This is a genomic window from Archangium sp., from assembly GCF_057119385.1.
The window spans coordinates 23,216-41,105 of sequence record NZ_DBNGVP010000062.1 but is presented as its reverse complement, the minus strand read 5'-3'; the positions used below and the strand labels follow the sequence as shown (position 1 = coordinate 41,105).

14 protein-coding genes and 12 tRNA genes are annotated in these 17,890 nt (G+C 68.7%); 5 read left to right on the top strand and 21 right to left on the bottom strand.

Annotated features, from left to right (window positions below; all coding sequences use genetic code 11):
- Positions 1–144 precede the first annotated feature (144 nt).
- Positions 145–2,535: a PQQ-dependent sugar dehydrogenase gene (locus AC16DP_RS14450; RefSeq protein WP_329729825.1), complete on the bottom strand. Its 2,391-nt coding sequence runs from the start codon at positions 2,533–2,535 to the stop codon at positions 145–147.
- Between the two features lie 388 nt (positions 2,536–2,923).
- On the opposite strand from AC16DP_RS14450, the gene AC16DP_RS14445 reads away from it, so the two are divergent.
- Positions 2,924–3,199, top strand: a complete 276-nt coding sequence (locus tag AC16DP_RS14445; RefSeq protein ID WP_329729826.1) for a type II toxin-antitoxin system RelE family toxin — start codon at positions 2,924–2,926, stop codon at positions 3,197–3,199.
- A gap of 4 nt (positions 3,200–3,203) precedes the next feature.
- Here the strand turns inward: AC16DP_RS14445 and AC16DP_RS14440 are convergent, their stop codons facing one another.
- Both AC16DP_RS14440 and AC16DP_RS14435 read right to left on the bottom strand, forming a co-directional pair.
- On the bottom strand, positions 3,204–3,944 hold the full coding sequence (locus tag AC16DP_RS14440; RefSeq protein ID WP_329729827.1) for a lysophospholipid acyltransferase family protein: 741 nt from the start codon (positions 3,942–3,944) through the stop codon (positions 3,204–3,206).
- 65 nt (positions 3,945–4,009) lie between these two features.
- Entirely contained in the window at positions 4,010–4,549 is a 540-nt protein-coding gene (locus tag AC16DP_RS14435; protein WP_329729828.1) for a hypothetical protein, read from the bottom strand.
- Between the two features lie 144 nt (positions 4,550–4,693).
- Between AC16DP_RS14435 and AC16DP_RS14430 the strand changes: the two genes are divergently transcribed.
- A complete protein-coding gene (locus tag AC16DP_RS14430) occupies positions 4,694–6,913 on the top strand; it encodes a kinesin (RefSeq protein WP_329729829.1) in 2,220 nt (739 codons plus the stop codon).
- A gap of 9 nt (positions 6,914–6,922) precedes the next feature.
- Here the strand turns inward: AC16DP_RS14430 and AC16DP_RS14425 are convergent, their stop codons facing one another.
- Positions 6,923–8,086, bottom strand: coding sequence for an SGNH/GDSL hydrolase family protein (locus AC16DP_RS14425; protein ID WP_329729830.1), 1,164 nt, complete (start codon positions 8,084–8,086; stop codon positions 6,923–6,925).
- A gap of 81 nt (positions 8,087–8,167) precedes the next feature.
- Here AC16DP_RS14425 and AC16DP_RS14420 point away from each other — a divergent pair, with 81 nt between their 5' ends.
- Positions 8,168–10,093 carry an ATP-binding protein gene (locus AC16DP_RS14420; protein ID WP_329729831.1) on the top strand — a complete coding sequence of 642 codons (1,926 nt, stop codon included), beginning with the start codon at positions 8,168–8,170 and terminating at the stop codon, positions 10,091–10,093.
- A gap of 22 nt (positions 10,094–10,115) precedes the next feature.
- Here the strand turns inward: AC16DP_RS14420 and AC16DP_RS14415 are convergent, their stop codons facing one another.
- The 17 genes from AC16DP_RS14415 to AC16DP_RS14335 form a co-directional block, all read right to left on the bottom strand.
- A complete protein-coding gene (locus AC16DP_RS14415; protein WP_329729832.1) occupies positions 10,116–12,944 on the bottom strand; it encodes an AAA family ATPase in 2,829 nt (942 codons plus the stop codon).
- Between the two features lie 94 nt (positions 12,945–13,038).
- Positions 13,039–13,239, bottom strand: a complete 201-nt coding sequence (locus AC16DP_RS14410) for a hypothetical protein (RefSeq protein WP_329729833.1) — start codon at positions 13,237–13,239, stop codon at positions 13,039–13,041.
- A 150-nt stretch (positions 13,240–13,389) separates the two neighbouring features.
- The gene (locus AC16DP_RS14405) at positions 13,390–13,929 is read right to left on the bottom strand and encodes a c-type cytochrome (protein WP_329729834.1); all 540 of its coding nucleotides are present in this window, start codon (positions 13,927–13,929) and stop codon (positions 13,390–13,392) included.
- 181 nt (positions 13,930–14,110) lie between these two features.
- Positions 14,111–14,653, bottom strand: coding sequence for an HNH endonuclease (locus AC16DP_RS14400; protein ID WP_043394176.1), 543 nt, complete (start codon positions 14,651–14,653; stop codon positions 14,111–14,113).
- A gap of 26 nt (positions 14,654–14,679) precedes the next feature.
- A tRNA-Leu gene (locus tag AC16DP_RS14395) sits at positions 14,680–14,754 on the bottom strand.
- Between the two features lie 120 nt (positions 14,755–14,874).
- Positions 14,875–14,948, bottom strand: a tRNA-Thr gene (locus AC16DP_RS14390).
- A 16-nt stretch (positions 14,949–14,964) separates the two neighbouring features.
- Positions 14,965–15,037, bottom strand: a tRNA-Phe gene (locus AC16DP_RS14385).
- Positions 15,038–15,046: 9 nt separating this feature from the next.
- A tRNA-Met gene (locus AC16DP_RS14380) sits at positions 15,047–15,118 on the bottom strand.
- 10 nt (positions 15,119–15,128) lie between these two features.
- Positions 15,129–15,203: transfer RNA gene (locus tag AC16DP_RS14375), tRNA-Arg, on the bottom strand.
- Positions 15,204–15,238: 35 nt separating this feature from the next.
- Positions 15,239–15,312, bottom strand: a tRNA-Pro gene (locus AC16DP_RS14370).
- 23 nt (positions 15,313–15,335) lie between these two features.
- A tRNA-Pro gene (locus AC16DP_RS14365) sits at positions 15,336–15,411 on the bottom strand.
- Between the two features lie 6 nt (positions 15,412–15,417).
- Positions 15,418–15,489: transfer RNA gene (locus AC16DP_RS14360), tRNA-Asn, on the bottom strand.
- 6 nt (positions 15,490–15,495) lie between these two features.
- Positions 15,496–15,567: transfer RNA gene (locus AC16DP_RS14355), tRNA-Gln, on the bottom strand.
- A gap of 6 nt (positions 15,568–15,573) precedes the next feature.
- Positions 15,574–15,647, bottom strand: a tRNA-Gly gene (locus AC16DP_RS14350).
- Positions 15,648–15,652: 5 nt separating this feature from the next.
- A tRNA-Lys gene (locus AC16DP_RS14345) sits at positions 15,653–15,723 on the bottom strand.
- A 74-nt stretch (positions 15,724–15,797) separates the two neighbouring features.
- Positions 15,798–15,878 (bottom strand) — tRNA-Tyr (locus AC16DP_RS14340).
- An 88-nt stretch (positions 15,879–15,966) separates the two neighbouring features.
- Positions 15,967–16,119: a hypothetical protein gene (locus AC16DP_RS14335; protein WP_329729835.1), complete on the bottom strand. Its 153-nt coding sequence runs from the start codon at positions 16,117–16,119 to the stop codon at positions 15,967–15,969.
- Positions 16,120–16,227: 108 nt separating this feature from the next.
- On the opposite strand from AC16DP_RS14335, the gene AC16DP_RS14330 reads away from it, so the two are divergent.
- Entirely contained in the window at positions 16,228–17,574 is a 1,347-nt protein-coding gene (locus AC16DP_RS14330; RefSeq protein ID WP_329729836.1) for a DmpA family aminopeptidase, read from the top strand.
- Positions 17,575–17,685: 111 nt separating this feature from the next.
- Entirely contained in the window at positions 17,686–17,871 is a 186-nt protein-coding gene (locus AC16DP_RS14325; protein ID WP_329729837.1) for a microviridin/marinostatin family tricyclic proteinase inhibitor, read from the top strand.
- Positions 17,872–17,890: the final 19 nt, after the last annotated feature.

Sequence of the window (17,890 nt, the reverse complement as noted above, 5' to 3'; positions counted from 1 at the left end):
CCGGGATGCTCCTTGTTTCTGGGCGCCTGCACTCCAATTCAATCTGGCTCTGCTTGTCGCCCGGTGTCTGTGATTGAGGAGCTGCAATGCCATATGACGCCTGCTACGCGCTACCGCACCTCTGGCCGATTCGCCGACAGGCGGCTAGGGAGCCGCTGGCCGCAACTGCTCCGGGGGGATGAGCTGCTTGCGCTGGCTGGGGCTCGACCAGTGCAGCCGCATGACGGCCAGGCCCGTCTGCTCGAAGAACTCCAGCTGGAGGGAGTAGGCCCGGCCCGCCTGCAGCGTGACGGTGCCGCGGTTCTCCGTGGTGGAGTGGACCGTCCAGTCGTCGATGAGCAGCTGGCCGTCCACCCAGAGGCGGACGCCGTCATTGGACTGGGTGTGGAAGGTGTACGTCTCCGAGTACAGGGGCACCACGCTGCCCGTCCAGCGCACCGAGAAGGTGTTGCTGTCCATGGCCGGGTCCGGTGAGCCGGTCTCCCAGCGGAAGTCCACGGTGGGGTCCACCCGCTCCAGCTTCAGGTCCTGGAAGCCGGCCGTGTCGAAGTACTGCGCCCGCAGGCCGTGGACCGGGGTGCGCTCCTCGCGGAACACCGCCGTGTACCGCGAATCCACCGTGGGCCGGACCTCCTGGTTCGCCCCGCCCCCGTGGCTCCAGCGCTCGAAGACGTACGTCTTCCCATCCTTCTCCTGGGGCGAGACGGCCCCGAGGGTGCGCACCACGCCCGCCACCGTCTCCACCTCCAGCGGCGCCGGCTGGGGTTGCCCGTCGAGCGTCACCCGCAGCCCCGCGGGCTCGGTGTTCATCCGCAGCTTCACCTTGCGCGGCCGCACGTCCCGGAAGAGCTCGTGGACGGCCCCGGCGGAGTCCTCCACCCGCAGGTGGATGCGGTACCACACGTTGGCGGCCGTCTCGCCCCGCTCCGGCACGGTGAACCTTCCACTCCTCGCTCCGCGCGTGGCCGGCACGAAGGGGTGCAGGTGGCCGTCATGGTGGAAGTCCACGCGCCAGGTGAAGGCGCTGTCCGGCAGTGTTCCGTCCTCGGCGTCCGTGCCCCGGCCCTCGTAGGCGAGGGTGTTCCCCGCGCCGTAGAGCGTCCCGTCCACGGGCAGGAGGAAGGCGGCGACGGGCGCGGTGTTGCTCCGCACGGTGAGGGTGACCGGGTTGCTCAGCACCGAGCCGAAGTCGTTGGACACCCGCACCCGGAAGTGGGCCCCCGAGTCCGACGGCCTCACCGAGGGCAGCGTGAGGCTCGGGGAGGTCTGCCCCGCGAGCTCGGTGTCCTCGCGCAGCCACTGGTAGCGCAGCGGCTGCGTGCCGGAGGCGGACACCGTGAAGGTGGCGGGTTGGCCGGGGGGGACCGTCTGGCTCGCGGGTGGGCTCGTGAGGGTGGGCGCCTCGTTGGACGCCGAGTAGCGGATGCGGCGCACCGCGTCCTCCGCGCGGTCCAGGTAGTAGAGGCTGCCGTCCGGCCCCACGTCGAGGTCCACGGGCGCGCTCAGGCCCGTGGCGAAGACGGCGACGGCGCCACTCCCCGGGTCATACGTGCGGATCCACCCGTTGCAGTAGTCGGAGAAGAAGTAGCGCCCCGTGTACTCCGGGGGGAACTGGCGCTGGGCCGGGTTGTAGAAGACGCCCGCGGTGATGGCGCAGCCGGCGCCGGTGCCCGAGCCGTGCGGGTAGGCGAACAGCGGGGCGCGGTAGCGCGCGTCCGTCGTGGGGCCCTCGGTGTCCGGCCAGCCGTAGTTCGCGCCGGCGATGCCCTCGTTGAGCTCCTCCCACCGGGTGGCCCCCACGTCGTTGATGAAGATGCGGCCGGTGCCCGGCTGCACGGCGAGGCTGTAGGGGTTGCGCAGGCCGAGCGCCCAGATGGCCCGGAAGCTGCCCGGGGTGCGCGAATAGAAGGGGTTGTCCGTGGGGAGGGTGCCGTCCTTCTCCAGCCGCAGCACCTTGCCCAGCAGCGAGTCGAGCCTCGGCGCCTGCTCCGAGCGCGTGTTGTCGCCCACGGCCACGTAGAGCTTGCCGCCCGGCCCGAAGTGGAGGGCGCCTCCGTTGTGGTTGTTGGCCCCCAGCGGCGGGAGCTCGAACAGGATGGCCTCACTGCCGGGCACGGCCTGGTTGCCATTCGCGGTGAAGCGGCTGACGCGGTTGTGCACCTGGGGCGTGAGGGCCGTGTAATAGACATACACGTACGGCTGGCGGGGGAAGTCTGGATCCAACGCCACGCCGAGCAGGCCCCGCTCCCCGCTGTCGTCCGTGTCCACCGTGAGGAAGGGCGCGCTCAGCAGCCTTCCGTCCTGGATGAGCCGCAGCCGGCCCTCCTGCTCGCAGACGAAGAGGCGCCCATCCGGTGCGATGGCCATGGAGGTCGCCGCGTCGAGCCCGTCGGTGACGAGCGTGTCCGTGAAGCGGGTGGGCACCGCGGCTGCCTCCGTTTGCCGCGGCGGTGGGCTCGTGGGGGGCTGCTCCACCTCCGTACAGCCCCACAGCAGGAGAAGGCAGGCGAGTGCCCGAAGAGCCTCGAGACGCATGGCGCACGCTCCAGTCCGGGAGGTCCGTCGCCTCCCTTGAAGTGCGGCGCGAAGCTGTGGCGGCTACTTCCCTTCTGCTCAGCAGGACACGGGGGCAGCGGTTCCTCGTCCGTCCGCTGCCAGATGATGCGGGAGGCGAGTGCGCTTCACCCGGCAGGTCCCCCCCTCTTCGGGGCGGTGGGTGTCACGGCGTCTCCGGGGGGGAGGCACCCCGGGTGTGGGTGCTCGCGCACGTGGAGGAGAGTGGAAATTTCTTCTGTCCACCGTCTGGTGCGAGAACCGTTCACCACTGAACCCGCCCTTCAGGGGGCTGGACTTCTGGGGAAGTGGACTGGCCTTGTTTGTGCTCAAATAATATAGAAGGAGCAAATCCACAGGCGCTCGCACCGTGTACACCGTCGAAATCAGTCCACCCGCGTGGAATCAGCTCGCCCACCTGTCGCTGGAGACGTACCGGCGCATCCGGGAGGAGCTGGATGCTGTCGCCGTGGCGCTCGCCGAGGGGCTGCACCCAGGCCGCTCCGAGGCGGTGAAGGTGGCCGGGCACCCGGTCTCCGCGCCCTCGGTGGTGGTGGATGACGCGATCGCGGTCTACGACGTGGACCACGAGCGCCAGCGCGTGCTGCTGCTCGAGGTGGCGCGCCGGCTCCCCAGGGAGCTCTAGCCCTTCACGGTGCGGCGGCCCCGGACTCGAGGCGGGCCTTCTCCTGTTGCATGAGGCCGAACACGTGGTCGCGCAGCGCGGCGGCATCCGGGAAGGCGCGCGGGTCCACGGGCTCGAGGACGCGCACCTTGCAGTCCGCGCGGAAGCGGATGAGCCAGCCGTGCTTGGGCAGGGTGTCGCCCGTGCCGGTGAGCACCATGGGGATGAGCGGGCAGCCCTTGGCGTGGGCCAGCCGGAAGGCGCCGTCCTTGAAGGGCTTCATCTGGTTGTCCGGTGAGCGCGTGCCCTCGGGGAAGATGAGCACCGGCACGCCCCGCTCCAGCCAGCGCTCGCACGCGGCCATCATCCTCGCGATGCTGTCCTTGTCCCCGCGCACCAGCCCCACGTAGCGGTTGAGGTACATGTTCCAGCCGAGGAACGGCAGCTTGAAGTTGCTGGCCTTGGAGACCCACTTGAAGGGCCGGTAGAGGCCGAAGAGCACGAGGATGTCGCCCACGGACTGGTGGTTGGACACCAGCACCGCGGGCCCGTGCCACGGCAGGCGCTCGCGGCCCTGGATGCGCAGCCGCCAGCCGGGGTTCACCCAGAAGTAGAGCTGCGCCCAGCCGCAGGAGAACAGGTGCAGGACGCGGCCGTCGCGGTCGAAGGGCCACGTCACCAGGAAGAGGACGAGCGCCACGCAGAAGAGGACGGCGGAGCTCGCCACGAAGAACGACCAGAAGAGCAGCGAGGGGAGCCAGCGCATGTCCCCCCATCATCGCACGGCCGGTGAAGAATGGAGGACTCTCCGCACGCGGGCCGCGCGAGCGGCTACATCGGCTTCTGGCCGGCGACGGCGGGCGTGCTGGGGAGGGACGGCGTGGCGGGCGTCTCCTCCTCGGCCTGGAGCTCGTACTCGAGCGGGGCGGGGGAGATGGCCATGTCCTGCGTGACGACCCAGGAGTTGTAGCGCTTCTGGGAGACCTCCATGAGCTTGCCGTCCTCGTAGCAGACGACGTGCAGGACGAAGGAGGGCTCCTTGATGGTGGGGCGCCCGTACTGGTAGCACTCCTGGGTGCCGCGGCGCTCCTTGCTGGTGGGCTGGCCGAGGATGCCGGAGACCTCCTGCGGCGACATGCCCTTGTTCACCTGCCGCAGGCCCCAGGCCGTCTCCACGCGGTAGGGAGTGGCCTCGGGCTGCAGGGCCACGAACCACTTGCCGACGAGGAAGAGGAACAGCGCCGCGGCGGGGTACAGCAACAGCATGCGCTTGGAGCGGCGAGGCTGTTGGTTCGAATAGGCGCTGAAGAAGCCCTCGCCCTGGGCCGCGCCCGCCCCTTCCGCCCCGGTCTGCTGGTGCTCTTGGCTCACACCCCGAGACATGCCCCGTGCGGGGGAGAGATGCAAGAAGGTCGAGGCATGGTGGGAGGGCGAGGAGGCAGGGGAGCGAACAGTCACTCCCCGGAGTGAAACCGCTTCCCCACCAGGCGGGCAGCTGTGCTCTGGTGGACAGCCATGACGCGCCCCCTCGTGTACCGCCGGTATGGCGGCTCGCTGCAGGTCTCCATCCCGTCCTTCGAAGTGCTGGTGGATGCCGTGAAGATTCCGGAGACCCAGTGGCTGGCCACGGCCTGCCCCCTCGAGGGACTCCACTGCGATCCGCGCTTCCTCACCTTCGTCGACACGGATGGGAACAAGCGCATCCGCGTGTACGAGCTGCGCGCCGCCGTGGAGTACGCGGCGAAGATGCTCGAGTCCTACCAGGGGGCGGACGCGGCGAGTGACGTGCTCGCGCTGGACGCGCTCTCCGAGGCGGGCACGAAGCTGCGGGACGTGGCGGGCATCCTGCTGGAGACGCTGAAGGCGGGGGACCGGACGCGCATCACGTTGGAGCAGGTGCGCACCAGCGAGAAGGCGCTGCGGGAGGCGGGGCAGAACGGGGATGGGATCGTCGCCCCGGCCTTCCTGCCCGAGCCGTTGCGCTCGCTGGCGGTGAAGCTCATGGCCTGCTTCCCGGAGGTGAAGAACCGGGCGGGGCAGGCGGGGGTGGACCCGGCCATGCTCCAGCGCTTCCGCGAGGAGCGGAGCGCGCTGCTGGTGCACCTGGCGCAGAAGGGGCCGGTGCTGGCGTGGGGCGAGCGGAGCGTGGAGCACGCGCGGCGCATCCAGGAGATCCGGCCGCTGCTGGACACGTACTACCTGCAGTGCCGGCTGGTGGCGGCGCAGCCGGAGGCCGTCGCGGGCCTCAAGCTGGAGCCCGGGCGGGTGCAGGGCGCGCTGGGGGACACGCAGGCCCTGGCGCGGGTGGTGTCGGAGCTGCCGGTGGCGCCTCCGGAGCCTGGAGGGGCGCTGCGGTGGTCTCGGCTGTACCGGGGCCAGGCATTCGAGCGGCTCGAGGCGTTCCGCAAGGACGTGTCGGTGCCGATCACGGGGGACCTGGCGACGCTGGGGGACGTGGCGTGGCGGGACATGTGCGCGAAAGCCGATGCCATCCTGGCGTGGCAGGCCCGGCTGGAGACGAGCCCGTTGCGCGGACTGGTGGACGGGTTGGCGGCCATTGCCGAGTCCCAGCTCGAGGCGCTGGAGGCGGCGTGCCGGGCGGACCTGGCGCTGAAGGACAAGCTGGACGCGGTGGACGAGCTGGAGCGGTTGATCCTCTACCAGCGCTGGCTGCTGACGTTCGCCAACAACTTCATCAGCATGCCGGACCTGTACCAGACGAAGCGGCGGGCGCTGATGGAGAGGGGGACGCTCATCCTCGGAGGGCGGAGGTACAGGCTGTCGGTGCTGGTGACGAACCGGGCGGCGCACGCGGCGCTGACGAGCCAGGGCACCACGTGTACGCTCTACGTGCAGGTGGTGGCGAAGGAGGGCGGGGAGAGCTACGAGGTGGCGGTGCCCGTCACGCGGGGGCGGAGCGATGGCCTGCCGGTGGGCAAGCGCGGCGTGTTCTACGACGTGGAGGGCCGCGAGTTCGACGCCGTGGTGACACAGGTCATCCGTCAGCCCGTGTCGCTGTGGGAGGCGATGACGATGCCCTTCGGGCGGATCGGCCAGTTCATCTCCAAGAAGATCGAGGGGATGGCGGCGGCCGGGGAGAAGTCGCTCGATGAGTCGTTGGAGAAGAGCTACGCGCAGGGGACGCTGGCGGCGCCGGGAGCACCGGCTCCAGCCGCTGGGACGCCCACGGCGGGACCGGGGGGCTTCATCGCGGCGACGGGCATTGCCTTCGCGGCGGTGGGCTCGTCCCTGGCGTTCATCGTGACGCAGGTGCGGTCGCTCACGGTGTTCGATGTCCTCTCGGCGGCGATGATCGTGGCGGCCGTGGTGATGCTGCCCTCGGGGTTGCTGGGGTGGCTCAAGCTGCGCAAGCGCAACCTGGCGTTGCTGCTGGAGGGCTCGGGCTGGGCGCTGAACGACCGGTTGAAGCTCACGAGGGACCTGGCGGTGCTCATCACCCGCCGGCCGAGGCTGCCGAAGAACGCGAAGGTGGACCGGACGGACGTGCTGCAATCGGTCCTGGCGACGGCGCGCGAGGACGACGAGGAGGAGCCTCGCTCGATGGGCACGTGGCTGCTCATCGGTCTCGTCATCGTCTTCGTGGTGCTCTGGCAGTTCCGCGAGCCGCTCATTCGCGAGGCCTGCAGGCGCCAGTGGATGGCGGGCGCCACGTGTGACTCGCTGATGACTCCGGGCTCCTCGCCGGCCGTGCCGCCCGCGCCGCCGGCTCCGTGAGGGCCGGGGCTACTTCCAGCCAAGCAGATCGCGCAGGAAGGGCGTCATCTGCTCGGCGGTGCGCTGGTGGGTCTTCCGGCTGGGGTGCCAGAGACAGCCGAGCCCCTCGTCCCCGGGATTGGGAGGCACCTCGACGAAGTGGACGCGGGAGTCTCCGGACTGACGGAGGGTCTCCACGACGCCGGAGATGAGGGCGCGGGCGTGTCTGCGCGCCTTGACGTCCTTGGGATGGGTGTCGGTGATGCCGGAGCCCAGGACGCAGACGATGTGGGCGCCGGGGTAGCGGGCGCGGATGCCGTCCACGAGGGCACGGTAGGCATCGCGGAAGAGCTCCTCACCGGGGTGCTCCTTCCAGAAGTCATTGGCGCCGAGCTGGATGACCACGGCGTCGGGCACCCAGGAGGAGAAGTCCCAGCGGCTGTCCTCGCGATGGGGGAGGGTGCGCGGGTAGAGCTGGGGCAGGGTGGGAGTGGGGTCGTTGGCGTAGTTGACGGCCACGCCCTTGCCGGAGAATGCGACGATGGAGGCCTCGGCGCCGAGGGCCTGCGCGGTGAGGGCGGGCCAGGTGAGGGAGCTGCGCTGGGTCTCCACGTTGAAGCTGCACGACTCGTTCTTGCCCTCGATGCCGAAGCCGGTGAGCCCCGAGTCGCCGACGAACTCGATGCGGCGCGTGGGGGCGGGAGGCGCGGGCAGCAGCCGGGCACCCGGGTCGAGCTCGAGCCCGAGGAGCTGGGTCTCTCCGACGACGGGCTCGGTCTCCTTCTCCAGGCGCAGCAGGTGCTCGCCCGCGGGGAGACCCTCGGCGACGCGGTAGAGCATGCGGCCCTCGCCGACGTAGAGGTCACGGAAGGGCGCACCGTCCACGCTGAAGCGGAAGCGGTTGGGGGCGAGCTCCTCGACCTTGGGCAGATCGAGCAGGCGCAGCCCGAGGGAGGTGCCGGTGAAACGCACGGTCAGGGACGTGCCACCCCAGGAGAGACGGGGGCCACCCGGGTCTCCATGGTCCACACGGCCACCGAAGCGCAGCTCGGGGGCCTGGGGAGACACCTGGACGGGAACGGTGCGGCAGCCACTGAGGACGGCCAGGGCAACCACCACGCCCACCAGACTCCAGGGCGTGCTCATTGGCCGGGTAGAGAAGGTGTTCTTCCGGTCCGTAAGCCCTCCAAGCAAGCACCCTTCCTCGGGATGTAGGGGATGCGTGACGCGCTGTCCCGAATGTGGTGAAAGGAGCCCATCGTTCAGGGGTCGATTATGAAAGTGAAGCGCATTCATGACCATCGGAATCTCGTTCGCGAGCTTCGCGAGAATAAAGTCGACGCGCTCGAGATCGTCCGTGAAGCACTCTCGAATGCGAAGGACCACGGCGCGCGGCGGGTTTGGATCCGGACGTGGCGCCAGTCAACCCCTGAGAAGCCGAGCATCCTCTTCATCGACGATGGCGAGGGCATGAACGATGAGCGGCTCGGCGCCTTCTGGGGCGTCGGGGCGTCCAGGAAGGCGACGGCCAATCAGGCCATTGGCTACAAAGGCCATGGCACGAAGCTCTTTTTCGCGAGCGAGCGGCTGACCGTGGTGACGAGGTGTAAAGGTGAGCCGGCCTGGCGCATCTGCTCTGTTCCTCGCCCTTCAGAATTGGAAGCGGACGCGGAAATTCCTGTCCACCCACTGGAGCAGACGGATCCGAAATCAAAAGAGCTTGGAGAGCTTGGCCTTTTGAAGCTGGAGAGTGGAACCGCGATCTGGGTGGAGCAGGTGCTTTTCGGTGATGCGGAGATGCTCCTGCGTCGCCGTCGTCTCGAGTCGTACATTGATTGGTTCACTGTCATTGGGGATCTGCGGAGCGGGTTGTTCGAAACGCGCCTCTCCTTCCACGAAGCCGTTGCTCAGGGCCATGTTGAAGGACTTGGTACTCAAGAGGTGAGCCTGCGGCCGCTTCGGGTTGATCTGCGAGTGAATGGTGAAACGAGCTACTCGCACCTGTACGAGCGCGATAAGGAACTGCTCGCCGCTTGGGGAAAGGACGTGCAGCAGTTTGCTCAGCGACCGGAACTCCGGGTGTTCGGACATCGGTTCGCCGATGTCAATGAGAGCTCCGGCGCAAACAAGCGCGGTGCGAGGGATGACCTGACCGCCTTGCGTCTGACCACCCCGAACAATTGGATGCTCGAGGATGGTTACGGCATCATCGCGCGAGTCGAAGGAAATCGTCGCCAGCGCGAAGTCTACATCGAAGCGCGCTGGCAGAACCACCAGGGCCTGTATGGTTTCGAGGAGCGATTCGGGCTCTGGTTGTGCCGCGATTACATTCCGGTGGTCCGGAAGAACGAGCTTCTTGAAAAGGCATTGATGCAAGCCTCTCCAGATGGGCTTGGATATGACCTCGGAAACCTTCGGAACTGGCAGGTTTTCGTGAATCATCAGCGATTCTTGCCGACAGCCAACCGTGGTGACATCTCGAATTTCGCCGAGCATGAGCCGAAGTTGCTCATGCATCTGTCAGAGTGGCTGCGCGAAAAATTGAAGGAGGAGTCATTCGGGGATTGGATTGATCGGTTGCGCTCTGCCCGCCATGCGGGGCTTCGTGACCGGGAGGTCCAACAGATGGACCGTCGCCGCGAAGATGTACGGAGTTGGCTTGACAAGCCGAAGAAGGGGGACGTGCTCGACCCATCCGATGTCGCGGGGCTGACAGCGCTCGACCCGGATGAGTCAATCCCCATGAAGGCGCCCCGCTCCGAGCAGGAACTCTTCTATTTGTATGGACTGTTGTCGGGGCGTTACCGGATGCCCCTGCACGTACTCGAGTACAATGCACGGCTCGGCGTGGATGCGATCGCGAGCGTGGCACACGATGCCCAGCGTTTGTTCGTTCCGAAAACAGCGCTCGCGCGAGTCGAGTTCAAGTTCGAGGTGTCGGCAGGCAACTCGCTCGACCACTTCTTCAAAGCCATCGATGCCGTCGTCTGCTGGAAGGTTGGTAAGCCCGGAAAGCTGTTCGAGCAGACCGCGGGTGAAACGACGGGGCTGCTGCAGAAGCGCAAGCAGCCTGTTCTCGCTCCAGCACTTGATACCTACGAAATCGAGTACGAGGATGATGACAAGAAGCGTGTCATTCCCGTTCTCGAGGTGTCGGCGCTATTCGTTCCGGTATGGGCGCCACGCGTGAAGAAGCGCTAGGTCGATATCCGTCGAGCCTGAATCAGCTCGCGGCGCTCGTGGGGCCCGAGGTGGGCGGACGGGAAATCCACGCGGCGATGAAGACGTCCAGCTCGCCGCGCAGCACGTCCTTCACGCGCGGCGTGCCCGCACCCGTGCGCGGGTCCTCCACCCGGGCGCCACGGCCCAGGTGGTAGCGCCGGGCCTCGTCCGCCGTGTTGCTGCCGCCCTGGCCCTTCACCACCCGCGAGGCGATGTCCTTCATCTCGCCCAGCTCGCCCGCGCCCGCCAGCGTCATCATCCGGCCCGTGGTCTCGTCCTTCACCGTCACTTCCGTCTTCACCCGCGCCAGGTACGTGCCCTCGTGCCGCCTCACCTCGCGGCCCTCCACGTCCAGGCTCTCCTCTTCCTCCACCGGTCCGCCCCGGTGCACCCGCACGTACGCGCGCTGGCGCTTCTCCTCGTCGATGCGCCGGTGCAGTCCCGCCTCGCCCGCCAGGTAGCCGTACGCCCCGGGCCCGGCGATCCGCACCACCACCCGGAAGGGCTCTTCCGCCTCCGCCACCGCCATCGCCTCGTAGCCGCGGCGCTCCGCCCAGCCCAGGTACATGGTCGCCAGCTCCTGCACCCAGGCGTCCTGTCCCTCGCCCGTCTCGCTCGCGCAGATGTCAATCAGCGCCTCGTCGCCGTGGTCCGACGTCCCCGCCGTCCCGAGCACCTCGGCCATCTGCACCTCGCGCGCGACCTCCTCCACCTGCTTCGCCGCCGACGCCAGCTGCGCCTCGCCCTTCGCCTCGCGCACCAGCCGCCGCGCGAACGTGGTCCGCTCCTCCATCCGGTCCAGCTCGTTCAGCTGCGCCTCCACCGAGCGGAACGCCCTCAGCGTCGACGCCGCGCGCTGCGGGTCGTCCCACAGGTTGGGCGCCTGGGTCTCCGCCAGCAGCTCCGCGCGCCGCTCCTCCAGCCTCGGCCGGTTCGCCGACACCGCCAGCGCCCGCGCCCGTCCCACCAGCCGGTCCATCTCGTTGAGCAGCGACTTCTTGTCCAGCCGCCGCTTCACCGCCGACACCGACTTCTCCGTGGGCAGCGCGAGCTGCGCCGTCTCCTCCCGCGGACGCGGCGAGAGCTCGGCCACCGCCACCACCTTGCCACCCGGCCGCGTCTCCACCCGCACCGGTGCTCCCGGCGGCAGCGGCCGGCGGGCGATCTCCACCGCCAGCGCCGCCGTCAGCGTCTTCTCGATCTCCCGCTGCAGGTAGCGCGCGCCGAACTGCGGCGAGTAGCCCCGGTCCACCAGCAGGTCCACCACCGCCGGTGTCACCTCCACATCCAGCCCGCGCGCGCGGATACCCTCGCGCTCCAGCACCCGGCCCACCTCGCGCTGGGCAATCTTGCGGATCTCCACCTTCGACAGCGGCTGGAAGTGGCAGATGGCGTCGAAACGGTTGAGGAACTCGGGGCGGAAGGCCTCGGCGATGCGCCGGTCCACCTCGGTGATGAGCTCCTCCGGACGCCGCGAGCCCATGAAGCCGATGGACGGCTCCCGGTACACCTCGGCGCCCACGTTGGACGTGGCCACGATGACGGTGTTGTTGCAGGAGATGGTCTCCCCCGCCCCGTTCACGAAGGTGCCCTCGTCGAAGAGCTGCAGGAAGCGGTCGTGCACACTGCGCGCGGCCTTCTCGAACTCGTCGAGCAGCAGCACGGTGAACACCTTCCCCTCCAGCAGCGCCGTCAGCTCGCCGCGCTTCGTCTCCACCGCCGGGGCCCACGAGGCGCCAAAGGGCACGCTCTCGTCGCCGTCGTTGGGGAAGTCCGCCATGTTGAGCCGGACGAGCCTGTCCTGCGAGCCGAAGAGGTACTCGGCCAGCAGCTTCGCGAGCTGCGTCTTGCCCACGCCCGTGGGGCCGGCGAAGAGGAACACGCCCAGCGGCCGGCGCGGATCGTTCAACCCCGCCTTGAGCAGCGCCACCGAGCGCAGCACCGCCTGCACCGCGTCCGTCTGCCCGAGCAGCCGCTCGCCGAAGAAGCGCTCCGTCTCCTCCAGGTCCAGCGGCATCGCGTCGTCCACGACGAAGCGCGGCAGCCGGGTGGTGGCGCAGAAGCGGGTGAGGACGTCCTCGGGACCCACGCGGTCCTTGGCGCCTCCGGAGGCCTCCGCGGCCGTCTCCTTGAGCAATTCAATCGCCTTGCGCGGCAGCCGCTGGGCCAGCAGGAACTTGGAGGCCAGCCGCAGCGTCAGGTCGCACGCCGCTGGATCAATGGGCAGGTGCAGCTCGCGCTCCAGCTCCTCGGCCACACGGCCCAGTATCCACCGGGCCCGCTCGGCGGGCGGCTCGTTGAGGGGCACCAGGTGGAGCCGCTCGGAGAAGGCCTCGTCCGCGCGCAGCAGCTCCTGCACGCGCTTGGGCTCGGTCTCGAAGATGAAGCGGATGCCTCCCGTGCGCAGGGCGCGGAAGGCCACCGGCGCCAGTGGCCCGCCGATGACCGCGGGCAGATCCCGGATGTAGACGATGGGGCAGGGGTGACGGCTGAGCCAGGCCAGCAGCTCCTCGAACGTCTCCGCCGCCTGACGCTGGGTGCTGCGCGCCAGGATGTTGGCGACGGACACCTCCACCATCCGCGCGTTGGCGAGCTCCGCGTCCACGCGGCCCTCGATGATGCGTCGAGCCACCTCCTGCACCAGGGCGGACTTGCCCACGCCCGGTTCGCCGGAGAGCAACGGGTGCTTGCCCCCTCGCGACAGGAGGCCCAGCACCTCCATCACCGGACCGTCCACGCCGTGCGCGGCAGGGAGCTTCCCCTCCCGCGCCAGCGCGGTCAGGTCCCGGTCGATGAGCCTCTCGTTGTCCTCGCTCTTCCTGGTGGCCATGGTCTGGAACGCCTCGGGGGGCGCGGCCGCACTCTAACGTGCTGAACCGCAGTGGTGGACCCCGGCCTTCCGTTCCTGGCCGCCCGTGCGGGTTTCAGCACTCCGCGACCGGGTGCCCCCAGGGGTTGGAGGCTGGGCACTGACGCAGCAGGGCCTCGAGCCGCCGGGCCCGGGCGCTGGCGCTCTCCTGCTTCGGGGAGGGGGGCGGCCGCACCGTGGCGCTCAGGCGCGCGGCCTGGTCCGCCAGGAGCTGCTCCACCTCCGGAGACAAACGATCGAACTCGAGCCACTCCATGGGTTTCCTCCCTGTGGGGATGGTGTGAGCGCGCATCCATGCGCCCTCCGCCCGTGTGGGTTCACTACGCCCCGCGTCAGCGGAGGGCCGCAATGACGGGTTCCCAACTTTTCCCGGTTTACGGCCCCTTTACCCGACGCTTTCCTGCCCTCAGGGCCCGGGCTGGGCGGAGGGGATGGCGCGCAGGTACTCGTAGATGGCGCGCAGCTCGCGGTCGCTCATGTTCCGGTAGATGGGCCAGGGCATCACCTGGAGGAGGCCACCGTTCTCCTCGCGGCCGGTGCGCATGTAGCGCTCGAACTCCTCGAAGTCCGCTCCCGCCGGCCTGCCCGAGGCATCCGGGGTGATGTTGGGCGAGACGATGGGCCCGAAGGCCATGCCGCCCGCCAGGAAGTGCTCCGAGTTGATCCGCTCCGGCTCTCCCTTGAACGGGTCGCCGCCCGGGGAGAAGGGCGGGTGGGTGTGGCAGTCGTTGCAGGCGGCCTGCGCGTTGACGATGTAGCTGCCCAGGCCCACCAGGTCCCGGTCCTTGCCGTTCAGGTTGAGGGGCACGGGAGAGAGCGTCAGCCCCTTCTCGATACGCTCCTTCTCCGTGTCGTTGCCGTCATCGTCATTCCCGCAGCCCCCCAAGGGCGAGGCGAGCAGGCTGAGGCCGAGCACCACCCAACGTCCGGGCTTCGAGTCACGCATGCGTGTCCACTCCTCTCCCGGCAAGGGAACACCGGGGCGCGGGACACTAGGGGCGGAGCGGGAAGTCCTCTCCCGTCCCACGGTCCCGCGGCACCGTTGGGAAGCGGTCAGTCGATCTTCCCGCTCCCGTCACGGAGCGGGGCCCGGGAGCCCCCTCTGGAGGCCCCCGTCTACCCGCCGCTCACTCCTCGAGCTCCGTGTGCCAGTACGCGACGTCACGGAGGAACTTGCGCCAGGAGATGGGCATGCCCTTCTCGTAGGCGAACGTCAGCTGCACCGAGCCGGGGAGCTTGCGCGGCTTCTCCGGCGTGGAGAGCAGCTTGAGCCCCGCCTGCACCGGCGTGCGGCCCCCCTTCTTCTGGTTGCAGGGGACACACGCGATCACGATGTTCTCCCAGGTCGTGCGGCCACCCTGGGCCCGGGGCACCACGTGGTCGTACGTGGCCTCGGGGCGCGACACCTTCCGGCCGCAGTACTGGCACTTGCAGCCATCGCGCATGTACACGTTGTCGCGGCTGAACTTGATGCCACGCCCCTTGCGCCGCTCGCCGCGCAGGAAGCGGATGACGGAGGGCATGCGGATCTCCAGGGTGACGGAGCGGACGAGGCGGTCATCGTACTCCTCGACCACCTCGACCTTCCCCTGCCACAGCAGCATCATCGCGCGCTGCCAGGAGATCCGTGCCACGGGCTCATACGACTGGTTGAGGACCAGCGTCTCCATGACTCGGGTGTCCTTCTTGGGGGATATGTCCGCGGCGAGAGTCGAACTCGCACCTGAGCTGGGTTTGAGCCAGCCGCCTCTCCCGTTTGGGCCACGCGGACGGGTTGGGGAGCCTGTTGCAGTACACGCCCTGGGGATCGAACCCAGCAGACCTGGTGTGTGGGACCAGTGCCGTCTCCAGCTGGCTCGGCGTGCAGGAGAAGTGGGAAGAAGGTGAGGAGTGCCCCCGGTCGGGATCGAACCGACGACCCCCGGTTTACGAAACCGGTGCTGCTGCCAGCTGAGCTACAGGGGCAAAACGGTGCTGCGAGTGCCGACCCCGGGAATCGAACCCAGTCCTCCCGTTCTTCAGACGGGCGCGCGGACCACCTACGCCAGGACGGCTTGAGACAGTTGCGGAGCAGGGAGTCGAACCCTGCGGCCCAGGCTTATGAGGCCCGGTGGGACGTCCGGTCCCACTCCGCATCGAGACAGATGCCCCCGGCAGGACTCGAACCTGCGGCCTCCCGGTTCGGAACCGAGCGCTCTGCTCCAACTGAGCTACGGGGGCGAAAATGGCGGCTCCGAGCTATGGAGCCAAAGACATCTGGGTGACAGGATTTGAACCTGCAACCTCGCGGACCCGAACCGCGCGCTCTACCAAATTGAGCCACACCCAGGAAAAACGACTGCGATAAGAGAGTCGGGATGGCCGGATTCGAACCGACGGCCTCGTGCACCCCAAGCACGCGCTCTCGTCCAGGCTGAGCTACATCCCGATGATGCTCCACAGGAGGGATTCGAACCCCCAACCTGACGCTTAACAGGCGCCCGCTCTTCCCTTGAGCTACTGTGGAATGTGTTTCCGGGAGCAGGGTTCGAACCTGCATTTGCGGGGTCAGAGCCCGCCGTCCTGCCGATTGGACGATCCCGGAGTGAAGTGGAGCGGGTGACGGGATTCGAACCCGTGTTTCCGGTATGGGAGACCGGCGTCCTGCCACTGGACGACACCCGCGTGAGTACCTCCGGAGGGATTCGAACCCTCGCCACCCGCTTAAGAGGCGGGTGCTCTACCGATGAGCTACGGAGGCGTGTGCCGCCTCGCGTGAGGGCAGGCGGCGCTTCACCACTGCGATTCAGTTGTCAGAGAGCTGCGAACTGCGAGTGGGGACGCTGGGAGTCGAACCCAGCGGGCCAAGGCTCCGGCTCTACAGGCCGGCGCGTCTCCGTAACGCTCTACGTCCCCAGGTGGGTGAGGCTGGAAATGCGAGAGGCCGGGAACCCTTTCGGGAGCCCGGCCTCCGTCGCACCGCCTCACGTCTGGAGGCGGAGCATCAGAAGAGGCTCGGGTATGGCACGGGGTACTGGCGATACCGCGGCTGCGAGAAGGAGGCCGGCAAGTTGCTGACGCGCACGTCGCGGAAACCGGCATGGCTGTTGTGCTGCTTCGGATTCATCGTTCCCGGCTTCATCGTCGTGGTCCGCATCGTCACCGCTCCTTTCATGATGAAGAGACGCCACGCCCCGGGTTTCCTGACGGGGTATTTTCCGGTGGATTTCCTTTCCCCCGCCGGACCCGTGTACTTCCGCCCTCCATGAGCCCCTTCCTTCCTGCCCGCTTCCTCTCCGCGCTTCTCCTCTGTGTTCCCGGGATGGGCTGCGCCGCGTCCTCCCAGGCCGCCGCCACCCGCGCCCCCGCTCCCGCGAAGCCCGCCCCCGCGGCGTCCGCTCCAGTGGCGTCCACTCCGGTGTCGCCGGGTCCGGCGAAGCCCCGTGCCCGCGACCTGGGCATCACCTTTGGAGGGACGGCCGGCTCCCTCAACGCCATCACCGACGTGCCCGGGGTGGAGGTGGGCCACACGACGCTCATCTCCGGAGAGGGCAAGCTCGTGGTGGGCAAGGGGCCGGTGCGCACGGGCGTCACCGCGGTGCTGCCTCGCGGGCGCGAGCGCATGGCCGAGCCCGTCTTCGCGGCCTCCTTCGCCCTCAATGGCAACGGGGAGATGACCGGCACCACCTGGGTGAAGGAGTCGGGCCTGCTCAACGGTCCCGTCATGCTGACCAACACCTCCAGCGTGGGCGTGGTGCGTGACGCGGTGGTGGACTGGGGCGCCCGGCATGGCCTCGGGTGGGAGCTCGGCCTGCCGGTGGTCGCGGAGACCTATGACGGCTTCCTCAACGACATCTACGGCTTCCACGTCAAGCCGGAGCACGCCCTGCGGACCATCGACGGTGCGCGCACGGGTCCGGTGGCCGAGGGGAACGTGGGCGGCGGGACGGGGATGATGTGCCACGGTTTCAAGGGCGGCATCGGCACGGCGTCGCGCAAGCTGCCCGAGGACCAGGGTGGCTACACCCTGGGGGTGCTGGTGCAGTGCAACTACGGCAGCCGGCGCCTCTTCACGGTGGAGGGCGTCCCGGTGGGCGAGGAGATCCGCGACCTCAAGGGCTGCTACGTGGGCAGCGAGGCCCCCGCGTCACCGTTCGCCCGCAACATCCGTCCGTGCGCCCAGAGCGCCAGCCTGGCCGCGCCCCCCCTCTCCGAGGGCATGGGCTCCATCATCGTGCTGGTGGCCACCGACGCGCCGCTGCTGCCCCACCAGTTGGATCGCATCGCCCGGCGCGTCCCGCTCGCCATCGGCAAGATGGGCGGACTGGGCGAGGACTCCTCGGGGGACATCTTCCTGGCCTTCTCCACCCAGCCCACGAAGCCGCCGGCCGACAGCCCGGTGGCCCGGGTCTCCTCGCTGGACAACGAGCACATCACCCCGCTCTTCGAGGCCACGGTGCAGGCCACCCAGGAGGCCATCCTCAACGCCCTGCTCGCCGCCGACACCATGACGGGCGCCGATGGCATCCGCCTCTTCTCCCTCCCTCACGACAGGCTCGTCCAGGCGCTGCGCAAGTACGGCCGGGCTCCCGCTCCGGTGAAGGCAGAATGAAATTCGCCAGGTAGTCTCGAACGTGGTAACCCAGGGTCGTGTCATGCGCCTGACCGCTCGGGTCCCCCCCTCGTCGTCAGGCCAGATCTCCCCCCCACAAGGAGGCGGCAAATGAAGAAGGACATGACCCGGAAGCCGTTCTTCGCACGTCTGCTCGAGGAGCAAGAGCTGGAGCTGGTGTCCGGTGGCACGGACAACACCCTGCAGTACCCCTCGGACGGCTCCGCCACCCTCCAGGAGTCCAACAGCGAGGGGACGTTGAAGTACCCCTCGGACACCGACGAGCGTGACCTGTAGGAGGCCCCTGGCGGCCTGT